The sequence below is a fragment of the Pseudomonas viridiflava genome, assembly GCF_003702045.1.
Lineage (GTDB): Bacteria > Pseudomonadota > Gammaproteobacteria > Pseudomonadales > Pseudomonadaceae > Aquipseudomonas > Aquipseudomonas viridiflava_C.
This window is the reverse complement of the sequence record NZ_RBTP01000054.1, coordinates 77,995-89,298: the sequence shown is the minus strand read 5'-3', so window position 1 is coordinate 89,298 and position 11,304 is coordinate 77,995. Positions and strand designations below refer to the sequence as shown.

The window sequence follows — 11,304 nt, the reverse complement described above, 5'->3', positions numbered from 1 at the left end:
CTGCCAACATCAACACCCGCAGCATGATGGGTGACAGTGAACTGAATATTTGTCATGAGCATGCGGACACGACACAGCAGTTGAGGCGCAGGTTGTGGGGGCTGCATACGGGGAATAAGGGGGCGCAGGATGATCCTGAGGAGGCATTTTTTTCATGGGCTAAAATCATTTCAAAAAATAAAACATTTCGGTCGAAAAAATTATCACCCGAGACATCTCTCGTAGAATTTCATTACGGCGATGCCAATTATAAGGACCTCGACTGATGCGCCTGACTTTTCTGTTTTCTGGCCTACTGCTTTTGTGCATAAGCGCCAACGCAAATAATTTACGGACAAAGGACATTCCCTTGGATAGCCTGAGCGATATTGATGCCAAACTGGCGTTTACTTGCGTGCATGAAAAAATTCCGACAACCTCACAGGAGGTGGACGCTCTTTTTCAATATGCTCGCTGGCTACAGAAAAACAATCTGCTCAAGCAAGACAAGACTATTGATCCCGAGATTGAACGGCTTTATCGGATTGCCGCTGAAAACCAGCACTACAAAGCCAATATCAATTTGCAGAACGGAACGGTGCGCGGACAATTCAAACTGAGCGGCGAGGAGGTCCTGCGGCTGAGTCAGCAGTTGATTGATGCAAAGGTTGCAACTGGGTATTACTTAATTGCGACTTACTTGCAGCGAGGTGTTGCTGGCCTGCAGCAGGACCCGGAAATGGCTTTTCGTTACTACCGAAAGGCAGCCGATGAAGGCAGTGCGCAGGCTCAGGGATATGTAGCTGACCAGTTAGAACCCATTGATGTTGCTCCGAACGTCGCGCGACAGATGCGTCGTTGCGCAGCAGTTCAGGGAAACGGTAAGGCAGCAACCGCCTTAGCTAATGATTTGGCGGTTGACGGACATTACAATGAAGCTGTCGAAGCTTTTCAGCTAGGTGTCGCAGCGGGTGATGAGACCGCCGCATCCTTTCTGGATAGCGGCTTTCAGGGGCCTGCTCCTGATAATCGATTGGATTACCTAGGTCAAGAAAAAGATCTTGAGCGCGCAGGGCGTTACGAGCAACTTAGTAAGTTGCTCAGTCGATGGTCCTACGCCAACCCCACTGTCCCAGAAATCAACGAAATCGTTCCCCTGCCTCCTGCCAAACTTCCCGCCTGGGACGGCAAGCTGAAATGGATCGAGGAACGCAAAGCCAACGTGCAGCCACCAAAACCAACCGAAGCCCTGATCGAACAACTGGCCAAAGCCAAGCTCCTCGATCCGAAGACTGGCAAGTCGTTGCCAGAATCACCGCTCTACGAGAAAGATTGATACGTTTGCCTCGCCATCTCACTGTCAGGCCAGCCCTAACGCTGGTTAATGACAGCACATGATGCGTTTATTCACCAATGGAACCGTGTGATGCGTTTGATTACTCTACTGTCCGGCCTGTTGGTCGCAGCCTGCGCCCAAGAAGGTCCTCATGGAATGGATCGCCTTGCCGGGGTCGATGCCAAACTGGCGTTTACCTGTGTGCATGAAAAGATCCCGGCAGCTTCTGCCGATACAGACGTTCTTTTTCAATATGCCCGGTGGCTGCAGAAAGACAATCAACTCAAGCAGGACACGACCGTTGATACGGAGATCGAACGGCTTTATCGCATTGCCGCTGAAAATCGGCACTACAAAGCCAATGTCAATCTGCAGAACGGTACGATGCGAGGACAGTTCAAGCTAAGCGGCGAAGAGTTGCTGCGTCTGAGCCAGCAATTAATCGATGCAAAGGTCGCGACAGGTTACTACTTCATAGCTACCTACCTGCAACGGGGGAGTGCTGGCTTGCAGCAGGATCCGGAAATGGCTTTGCGTTACTACCGCAAGGCAGCGGATGAAGGTAACGCCCAAGCTCAAACCCATGTAGCCGAAAAGCTATTTCCTATAAACATCGCACCCGATATTGCTCGTCAAATGCGCCGCTGCGCAGCGGAACAGGGTAACGGTGATGCAGCGGCTTCAATGGGCGTGGACATGAAAAATAGTAGGCGTTATGGAGACGCTCTTGAAGCCTTTCAATTAGGTGTAGCTTCGGGTGATGCAATCTCCGCATCTTTTCTAGGAAAGGGTTTCCGCGGCCCTTTGCCAGATGACCGCTTACATTATTTAGGACAAAAGGAAGATCCTGAGCGGGCCGAGCGCTATAAGCAAATTAGCAAGTTGCTAAGTCGATGGTCCTACGCCAACCCTACCGTCCCCGAAATCAACGATATCGTCCCTCTGCCACCGGCCAAACTTCCCGCTTGGGATGGCAAGCTGAAATGGGTCGAGGAGCGCAAGGCCAACGTCCAGCCAACCAAACCCACCGAAGCCCTGATCGAACAACTGGCCAAAGCCAAGCTCCTTGACCCGAAAACCGGCAAACCTCTACCGGAGTCACTGCTGCACAAGAAGAATTGACCAGATGACACATCAGCGGCCTAAACCCTGACTCAAGGTTGCATGTGCTATCGGTCAATAGCGCATGCAAAACCTGCTCAGTGACGGTTAATCGATCTTTCAGACTCAAGGCGTAGAAGCGGACTTGTCCGCTAAACAGGATGATCAGACCCCGCACCGTTCACTGTCTGCAAATGCCTTTCAACGCCGCCAAATTCGGCTTTATCTGAACTGAGCAATTCAAGGTCGATCATTGCTTGAAGTACGACGCGCTGGACAGAACATCAGCCGAGACATGAGCTGGTCGATGAGGGGTAGCTTTACGTATCACCAGAACACGTGATGGTCGACCACGATCGGGGGCAGGAGCGTTTCGAGTAAAATTACGCCTGTCTACGTAAATCATGTGGGCTGGGTGCAGCGACGGTTGACTGCTCGGCAACGTATGCCGAGCAGAAATCTTTCCGGCAATTAATGCCGAGGATACGTGAGGTCAGTTATCCCTATCAAAATCACCAGTGAGCCTCCACGGGCGACCTCACAACACACTCAACGGATACTCCACAATCACCCTCACCTCATCCAGGTTCTGCTCGAACTCGGTCGCTCGGGTCGTGGCTTGGCGTACGCGTACTGACAGGTCCTTCATGGTGCCAGTCTGGACGATGTACTTGGCTTCGATGTTGCGCTCCCAGCGTTTTTGGTCGGTCAGCGGGTTGCCTTGTGCGTCGCGGCGCATGTAGGTGCTGTTGGCGTTGGAGTAGTCGGCATCGGTACCTTTGCCGTAACGGGTCATGAACGTCAGGCCGGGTACACCGTAGGTGGTCATGTCCAGGTTGTAGGTGACCATCCACGAGCGTTCTTTCGGGGAGTTGAAGTCGCTGTACTGGATGGAGTTGGCCAGGTAAATCGAGTCGGACAGCCTCAGGTAGTCGAAGTCATCGTCGCCCTGGTTGCGTTGATGGGAAACCGCCAGGCTGTGTGCGCCATATTTCAGGCCGACACTGGCGCTCCAGATGTCGTTGTCGAATTCGCCGAGCAAGCGCTTGCCTTCGTCGGTCGCGTTGTAATAGTTCAGGCTGCTGGTCATGACCAGATCGGTGGTGATCGGCAGCACATAGGACGCCGAGCCGTATTTCTGATCCCAGGCATCCTTCAACCGGCTGGTGTACAGCGAGAGGCTAAGCCTGTCGGTGGCCTCGTAATCGCCGCCGAAGTAGGCGAGCCAGGGCGAGTCGACCGGGCCGGCGTAGAACGTGGAGAAGCCTTCCTTCATGTCGCTGGAGGCAGGCTGGCTCATCCCGTTGAGACGACCACCCTGAACGGTCAGGCCTTTAATGCTGGTGTTGCTGGCGGTCACGCCGCGAAAGCTTTCCGGCAACAGGCGTGCATCGCCGTAAGCGACCACCGGGGTCACGGGAAACACGTCGCCAACATGAACCACGGTGTCGAAGGCACGGGCTTTCAGCGCGCCGCCGATCTTGGTGTACTCGTCGCGCGCATTGCCGTCCGAGTCAACAGGCATTACCGAGAAAGGGGTTTGCAGGCCGTTTCGACCGTCGCCCGTGTCGAGCTTGATACCCACCATTGCGAACGCATCGAGGCCGACGCCGAAGGTGCCTTGAGTAAAGCCCGATTCAAAACGCCCAATGATGCCGTGCGCCCAGGCTTCGGAGTAGCCGCTGCCCGTTGGGCTCGACTCACCGTTGCGGTGGTCACGGTTCATGTAGAAGTTTCGGTTGAGAATAGTGAGCGTGCTGCCTTCGACGAACCCTTCTTTCTGCTCTTCTGCGAAGGCGGCTAAGGGTGTGATACCGGCGAGGGTCGAGCACAGGGCGAGGGAAAGTCTTTTACGTTGAGTCATGTGCGCTCCGTTCATTTGGCAGATCGGGTAAACGTGTCGACCTGGCATGTTTTTATTAATAAAGGGCTGCCAGTGAAGGGCAATCTTGAAGAGACGGAGATAACGCGAAGATGACACGCGAATTACAAATCTGAAAGAAAGTCCCGCCCTACTAATGGCCTTATCAAGCTTCAGAGTTACTGAACTAACGCAATATGCCAATTGGCATATTGCAATTTCTAACGTGCAAAAAAAAGCGTCCCGAAGGACGCTTAAAGATTCGCCTCAACCAAAGGAGCCGGAAAGCTACTAGAGGCGAACAGGGTAGCTGCTCGTTGCAGGCCAAAGGGGTTAACCGTCGGACTTGGTGGACTTCTCAGTGTTGGACTTATCGTCCGAATTCACGTACTGCTCGTTCTGCTTGACGCGCTGGGACTCCTGAAAACGCTGGTCCTGCGCCGCCCGCATCTTGTCGGCAGCCGTGCTTGCGAATTCGTTGCCGTCGTCTGCAAAGGCACTTGTAAAGGACAAGGCAGCTACTGCAAAGACCATCGATTTAATCAGTTTCATCGTCATTTCCTCTTCTCTCGTTAATGTCTGGATCCTGCAGTGCGCTGTGCGCTTGCCAGGAATGAGTCAAGCGTACGCCCCACCAACTAACAGGAAGATGAGCGCAAAATGACAAATTCGTCATGAACGAAAAACCGTTGAAAAACCGCGTAATCTCCAAACTTACAAAAACGTAATTATTCAGTAACGTTCACGTTAACCGTCGGCCGTTACATTGATCTCACTTTCAAACAACGGAGTTAACGAAGATGCGCACTACTGCTAAATCCCTGCTGCTGGCCCTGGCGATTCTTTCCCCTCTGAGCGCTTTTGCTTACACCTCAGATGAAGTCAAGGCAGAAACCTTGATCAAAGACCACCAGGCCGCTGTGCAAAAGTATGCAACCCGCGCTAATAAGGCGATGCCAGAAATCAAGGAATACCATTACGGGATGCACCTGGATGTCGCGAAAGTCATCCGCAAGTCGCCGGACGTCAAGACCTGCAGCGTTATGCCGAAACTGATGACTTACCAGGATTCCAAAGGCGATCTGAACACCGTTCAGTACCAGGTTCTCAGCGGGTGCCGTAACAGCCAATGATTCCAGACATGCCAGGAGGCCACCCCGATACACTGAACCCAACGCTCCACCCACCATCAGCCCGGACCCCAGTCCGGGCTGATTTTTTCGCGTCTGTTTCCCCTGCGCAAGGCTCCGTTCCCTGTCGCTCCCCCGTCTGATTGCCGCTCTTTTTTGCAACATGCAGGGCGTTGCGTGGTCAACGCAAACCCCCATGCGTGTTTAGCGCAATGTGCCTGAATGGCTGCCTGGACCATCACACTCTGCCTGGGTGTGGCTCGGCCGCGCCGCAATCGAAACTGGACACACGGATTCTGGAATGACGGATGCTTGAACTAGTTGCTGCTTTTATCTGCCTCACTTCGCTGCTGACCTATGTGAATTTTCGCTTTATCGGTCTGCCCCCCACCATTGGCGTAATGGTCACTGCGCTGATGTTCTCGCTGATCCTGCAGGGTCTGAGCCTGATGGGCTTTCCGGGCCTTGAAAATCGCGTTCAGGAACTGATCGGCCAGATCGATTTTGGCGACCTGCTGATGAACTGGATGCTGTCCTTTCTGCTGTTTGCGGGTGCCCTGCACGTCAACCTCGCGGACCTGCGCAGCTATCGCTGGCCCATCGGCCTGCTGGCAACCTTCGGCGTTCTGATTGCAACCACCGTGATCGGTGCGCTGGCGTACTGGATCTTTGCCCTGTTCGGCTGGCATGTCAGCCCGCTCTACTGTTTGCTGTTTGGCGCACTCATTTCGCCGACCGACCCTATTGCGGTGCTGGGCGTGCTTCGAACGGCCAATGCCTCGAAACCGCTCAAGACCACGATTGTCGGCGAATCGCTGTTCAATGACGGCACCGCCGTGGTGGTGTTCACCGTATTGCTGGGCATCGCGCAGTTGGGCGAAACACCGACAGTGGGCGAAACCGCCATGTTGTTCGTGCACGAAGCCGTGGGCGGCGTGCTGTTCGGCGGCCTGATCGGCTATGCCGTGTACCTGATGATCAAAAGTATCGAGCAATACCAGATCGAGGTCATGCTGACCCTCGCGCTGGTGATCGGCGGCTCGGCGATGGCCTCGGAGCTGCATGTTTCCGGCCCTATCGCGATGGTCGTGGCGGGTCTGATCATTGGTAACCTGGGACGCAATCTGGCAATGAACGACATGACCCGTCGTTACATGGACGGTTTCTGGGAATTGCTGGATGACATGCTCAACGCGATGCTGTTTGCGCTGATCGGCATGGAACTGTTGCTGTTGCCGTTCTCGTGGCAGCACCTGATTGCCGCAAGCCTGTTGGCCGTGGCCATTCTGCTGTCGAGGTTTGTCACCGTGGCACCGGCGATTCTGCTGCTGCGTCGCTGGCGGTCTGTGCCGCAGGGCACCGTGCGTATCCTGACCTGGGGTGGTTTGCGCGGCGGTGTTTCGGTTGCGCTGGCGCTGGCCCTGCCGACAGGCCCGGAACGCGACCTGCTGCTGAGCATTACCTACATTGTGGTGCTGCTGTCGATCCTGTTGCAGGGGCTGACCATCGGCAAGCTGGTCAAAGCCGTCACCCGCGAGCCGCAGGTCAAAGACTCCGCGCACTGAATAAGCGGCAGTCGGCTGCAAAACCTCAGGCGCTGCGTGCCCTGTTGAACAGGGTCATCGTGGCCGCACGTCGGTAATCACTGGGCGTCTGGCCCATTTCGACGCGAAAGTGCCGGTTGAAGTTGGAGAGGTTGGCGTAGCCGACCTCGAAGCAGATGTCCGAAACCGAACGATCGGACTGCAACAACAACCGACAGGCGCGCTGAATTCTCAGTTTGCGCATCAGATCAATGAAGCCGTGGCCGGTAATGCGTTTGAAAAAACGCGAAAAACCGGGATCGGTCATCTCCAGCCGCTGGGCGATGACCGACAAGCGAATGTCATTGGTCAGTTCGGTCAACAGGTAGTCGAACGCCTTGTTGATCCGCTCGGAACTGCGCGCGTCCAGGGTCGGTGCGTAGCAACTGCTGGCGAGCAAATGAGACTCCTGTGACGGAGCCTTGCTGAGCGTGTTGATCAATTGCAGAAAAAGTATCAGCCGCTCCAGACCTTGTGCCCTGCCGATCGCCTCCATCAACCGCGCAGCCTGCACTGCCGTTGCGCCACTGAATTCAAGACCGCGACGCGCCTGCTCGAACAAACGCTGCACCTCACCCAGCTCCGGCAGCGTCTTGCGCAACGCCAGTAGCGCCGCGCCATCGAACTGCAACACTACGTCGCGCCCGGACAGATGCTCGCCCGGTGCCAGATCACCTATCCAGTCATGGGGCAGGTCGGGACCGATAAGCGCAACATGACCTGCGTCGAACCCGCCGATGTAATCGCCCGCCACCAGCTTGCCGCTGCCACGGCGGATCAGGTGGATCTCGAATTCGGGGTGATGATTCCAGCGCGCCAGTGCGTAGGGATAGTCGTGCTCGTACCAGCGAAAGCACTGGTCGGGCTCGGGAAGAATGATTTCAAGTTCGGCAGGACGCTGCTCGAAAAGAGCCGCTCGGCTGTCAGGCATCGCATGCCCCTTTGTCGTTATTGATGCTGCGTGGATACGCCAACATACCGCTGCCCCCTCCCGTCTCGCTAGCGGTGATACCGACCGAGACTGATACTTTTTTGATTTCGGACGGCTGGAGGGCACCCGGTTAAAAAAGTATCAGGAAGCCATCCTCAGTGCGTTTGTTCGCGCTTGGCTTGACTGCTGTAATCGAGTCTGCGCCGAACAACAGCCTTGCGTCACGAACGCCACGGCCTCCCACAAAAACAATAACTCCCGCCAGCAGCGGCGCGGAGTGGAGAGCACGACGATGAAGATGCACAAAGCGCTTTTCCTGTCCGCCGGTCTGTCCTTCGCCCTCGTCAGCCATGCAGCTGAAACCATCACCATCGCCACCGTGAACAACGGTGACATGATCCGCATGCAGCGACTGTCGAGCATCTTCGAGCAGCAGCATCCCGACGTGAAACTCAATTGGGTGGTGCTGGAAGAAAACGTGCTGCGCCAGCGCCTGACCACCGACATCGCGACCCAAGGCGGTCAGTTCGATGTGCTGACCATCGGCACCTACGAAACACCGCTGTGGGGCGCCAAGCAGTGGCTTGAGCCGATCACCGGTCTGCCGCCTGAGTATGACCTGCAAGACATCTTCGCCGCCGTGCGCCAGGGTTTGTCGGTGAAGGACACCCTATATGCCCTTCCGTTCTACGGCGAAAGCACCATCACCTACTACCGCACCGACCTGTTCAAACAGGCAGGACTGAGCATGCCGGAGCGCCCGACCTGGACGCAGTTGGGCGAGTTTGCCGCCAGGCTGCATCAACCGGACAAAGGGCTGTACGGCATGTGCCTGCGCGGCAAAGCCGGTTGGGGTGAAAATATCGCGCTGCTCAGCACGATGGCGAATGCGTTCGGCGCACGCTGGTTCGATGAGCAATGGAAGCCTGAACTGACCAGCCCGGAATGGACCAAAGCGGCAAACTTCTACGTCGACACCCTCAGAAAGTACGGACCGCCCGGCGTGACCAGCAACGGCTTCAACGAAACGCTGGCCCTGTTCAACAGCGGCAAGTGTGCGCTGTGGGTGGACGCCAGCGTCGCGGGCTCATTCACCACGGACAAGGCGCAGAGCCGGGTGGTCGACAGCGTCGGCTTCGCGCCCGCGCCAACGGAAGTGACCGACAAGGGTTCGTCGTGGCTCTACGCCTGGTCGCTGGCGATTCCTGTCACCTCCAAACATAAGGAGGCAGCCAAGGCGTTCATCGCGTGGGCGACGTCGAAGGAATACATTCAACTGGTCGCCGAGAAAGACGGCATCAGCAACGTACCGCCAGGCACTCGCACCTCGACCTATAACGATGCTTACCTTAAGGCCGCGCCGTTCGCCAAAGTGACCCTGCAGATGATGCAGCACGCCGACCCTGCGCATCCGTCCGCCAAACCGGTGCCTTACGTCGGCATCCAGTACGTGACCATTCCGGAATTCCAGGCCATCGGCACGTCGGTCGGCAAGCTGTTCACTGCGGCGCTGACCGGGCAAGTCACCGTCGAACAGGCCCTCGGCGCTGCGCAGACCGCGACTGAACGGGAGATGAAACGCGCCGGGTATCCGAAGTAACGGGCAGACCACCCTCCCCCATTTATGCAAAACGGATGACGAATCATGAAAAGACTGGAAGGTAAAAGCGCGCTCATCACCGGATCGGCCCGAGGCATCGGACGCACCTTCGCACAGGCATACATCCGCGAAGGCGCAACCGTGGCCATCGCCGACATCAATCTGGAGCGTGCGCAAGCCACGGCCAGCGAACTGGGCCCCAACGCCTACGCAGTCAAAATGGACGTGACCGATCAGGCGTCCATCGATCAGGCGATTGCGACCGTCGTCGCCCAGACCGGCAAGCTGGACATCCTGATCAACAACGCTGCGCTGTTCGATCTGGCGCCGATTGTCGACATCACCCGAGACAGTTTCGAGCGCCTGTTCTCGATCAACGTCGCCGGCACGCTGTTCACCCTCCAGGCCGCAGCCCGGCAAATGATCGCTCAGGGACAGGGCGGCAAGATTATCAACATGGCCAGCCAGGCAGGCCGACGAGGTGAAGCACTGGTGGGCGTGTACTGCGCAACCAAAGCGGCCGTGATCAGCCTGACCCAGTCGGCCGGGCTGGACCTCATCAAACACCGCATCAACGTCAACGCCATCGCGCCCGGCGTGGTGGATGGCGAGCATTGGGACGGCGTTGACGCGATGTTCGCCCGTTACGAAAACCGTCCATTGGGCGAGAAGAAGAAACTGGTCGGCGAGCAAGTGCCGTTCGGCCGCATGGGCACGGCAGACGACCTGACCGGCATGGCGATCTTCCTCGCCTCGTCCGACAGTGAGTATGTGGTGGCGCAGACGTACAACGTGGATGGCGGCAACTGGATGAGCTGATCCTGTGAACAAAAGCCGGTCGCCACTTCCATTGACGAGGCGATTGGCTAAGATGCCGGGACCGCACGTTGCGATTCGCGGCATTACCGAGGCACAGGAGCTGCAATGTCCACCGAAGAGGAGCTCGCCATAGCTGGCGGCACACCGATGATTCCCGATCAACGCCGGGAGCTGATGCTGCGGCAGCTGCGCAAGCATCAGGTACTCAGCGTGCATCAATTGATGGAGATGTTCGACTGTTCGCACATGACCATCCGCCGTGACATCGCGTTGCTGGAGCAGGAAGGACGTGCCTATTCGGTGACAGGCGGCGTGCGCATCGCCAGTCAGTTGCACAGCGAACCCAGTCACCAGTCCAAAGCGGTGGTGGAGCTGCCACACAAGCAGGGGATGGCTCGGTTGGCGGCAGGTCTGCTGCACCCGGACATGACGATCTATCTGGATGCAGGCACCAGCACTCTGGAGATCGTGCCGCACATTGTTGCGTTGTCGGGCATGACCGTGGTCACCAACGATTTTGGCGTGGTGAGTGCGCTGGCCGATGCGGGGCATGTGGATGTGATTCACACCGGCGGCCTGCTCGATCACCCGAACCGCTCAAGCGTCGGCGGGCTGGCGGCCGCGACCTTGCGGCAACTGGCGACAGACGTGGCGTTCATGTCCACCAGTTCGTGGGACTTGCAACGCGGGACGACTACGCCCTCGGCATTGAAAGTCGAGGTCAAACAGGCCGCCATGCAATCCGCCTCGCAGACCGTATTGGTCGCGACCAGCTCCAAATACGGCACCTTTGGCATGTACAAGGTCGCCGGGCTGGATCAGTTCGACACCATCATCACCGACGCCGCCCTGGCCGAAGCCGCCGCCGACGGCATCCGCAAACAACGCATCGAACTGCTGCTCGCCCCAGTGGGCGGCAAGCGCTAGGTTCGTCCCGCCCTCACCTGCGCGTCGCCTTTGGAAG

At 57.0% G+C, this 11,304-nt stretch carries 10 protein-coding genes and 1 pseudogene; 8 read left to right on the top strand and 3 right to left on the bottom strand.

Translation table 11 applies throughout. The annotated features are described in order from the left end of the window. The 3 genes and pseudogenes from ALP40_RS25590 to ALP40_RS17005 form a co-directional block, all read left to right on the top strand. Nucleotides 1–266 (top strand): annotated as a pseudogene (locus ALP40_RS25590) (phospholipase); the annotation flags it as partial. Next, entirely contained in the window at nt 266–1,315 is a 1,050-nt protein-coding gene (locus ALP40_RS17010) for a sel1 repeat family protein (protein WP_122209388.1), read from the top strand. The pseudogene ALP40_RS25590 and the gene ALP40_RS17010, both read left to right, overlap by 1 nt. Before the next feature lie 90 nt (nt 1,316–1,405). Then, complete coding sequence (locus ALP40_RS17005) at nt 1,406–2,437, top strand: sel1 repeat family protein (protein ID WP_122209387.1); 1,032 nt, start codon at nt 1,406–1,408, stop codon at nt 2,435–2,437. A 517-nt stretch (nt 2,438–2,954) separates the two neighbouring features. Here the strand turns inward: ALP40_RS17005 and ALP40_RS17000 are convergent. Further along, on the bottom strand, nt 2,955–4,280 hold the full coding sequence (locus tag ALP40_RS17000) for an OprD family porin (protein WP_122209386.1): 1,326 nt from the start codon (nt 4,278–4,280) through the stop codon (nt 2,955–2,957). 330 nt (nt 4,281–4,610) lie between these two features. Next, nucleotides 4,611–4,835: a hypothetical protein gene (locus tag ALP40_RS16995; RefSeq protein WP_183136056.1), complete on the bottom strand. Its 225-nt coding sequence runs from the start codon at nt 4,833–4,835 to the stop codon at nt 4,611–4,613. Between the two features lie 242 nt (nt 4,836–5,077). Here ALP40_RS16995 and ALP40_RS16990 point away from each other — a divergent pair, with 242 nt between their 5' ends. Continuing rightward, the gene (locus tag ALP40_RS16990; protein WP_122209384.1) at nt 5,078–5,410 is read left to right on the top strand and encodes a DUF2790 domain-containing protein; all 333 of its coding nucleotides are present in this window, start codon (nt 5,078–5,080) and stop codon (nt 5,408–5,410) included. 305 nt (nt 5,411–5,715) lie between these two features. Then, nucleotides 5,716–6,972, top strand: a complete 1,257-nt coding sequence (locus ALP40_RS16985) for a sodium:proton antiporter (RefSeq protein WP_099228709.1) — start codon at nt 5,716–5,718, stop codon at nt 6,970–6,972. A gap of 25 nt (nt 6,973–6,997) precedes the next feature. On the opposite strand, the gene ALP40_RS16980 is transcribed toward ALP40_RS16985, so the two are convergent. Next, nucleotides 6,998–7,921, bottom strand: coding sequence for an AraC family transcriptional regulator (locus ALP40_RS16980; protein ID WP_122209383.1), 924 nt, complete (start codon nt 7,919–7,921; stop codon nt 6,998–7,000). A 292-nt stretch (nt 7,922–8,213) separates the two neighbouring features. On the opposite strand from ALP40_RS16980, the gene ALP40_RS16975 reads away from it, so the two are divergent. The 3 genes from ALP40_RS16975 to ALP40_RS16965 all read left to right on the top strand — a co-directional run bounded on the left by ALP40_RS16975 (nt 8,214) and on the right by ALP40_RS16965 (nt 11,267). Beyond that, nucleotides 8,214–9,521: a sugar ABC transporter substrate-binding protein gene (locus ALP40_RS16975; RefSeq protein ID WP_122209382.1), complete on the top strand. Its 1,308-nt coding sequence runs from the start codon at nt 8,214–8,216 to the stop codon at nt 9,519–9,521. A 45-nt stretch (nt 9,522–9,566) separates the two neighbouring features. Beyond that, nucleotides 9,567–10,340, top strand: a complete 774-nt coding sequence (locus ALP40_RS16970; protein ID WP_122209381.1) for an L-iditol 2-dehydrogenase — start codon at nt 9,567–9,569, stop codon at nt 10,338–10,340. A 105-nt stretch (nt 10,341–10,445) separates the two neighbouring features. After that, nucleotides 10,446–11,267 (top strand): DeoR/GlpR family DNA-binding transcription regulator, encoded by an 822-nt coding sequence (locus ALP40_RS16965; RefSeq protein WP_122209380.1) that lies wholly within the window; start codon nt 10,446–10,448, stop codon nt 11,265–11,267. Nucleotides 11,268–11,304 lie beyond the last annotated feature (37 nt).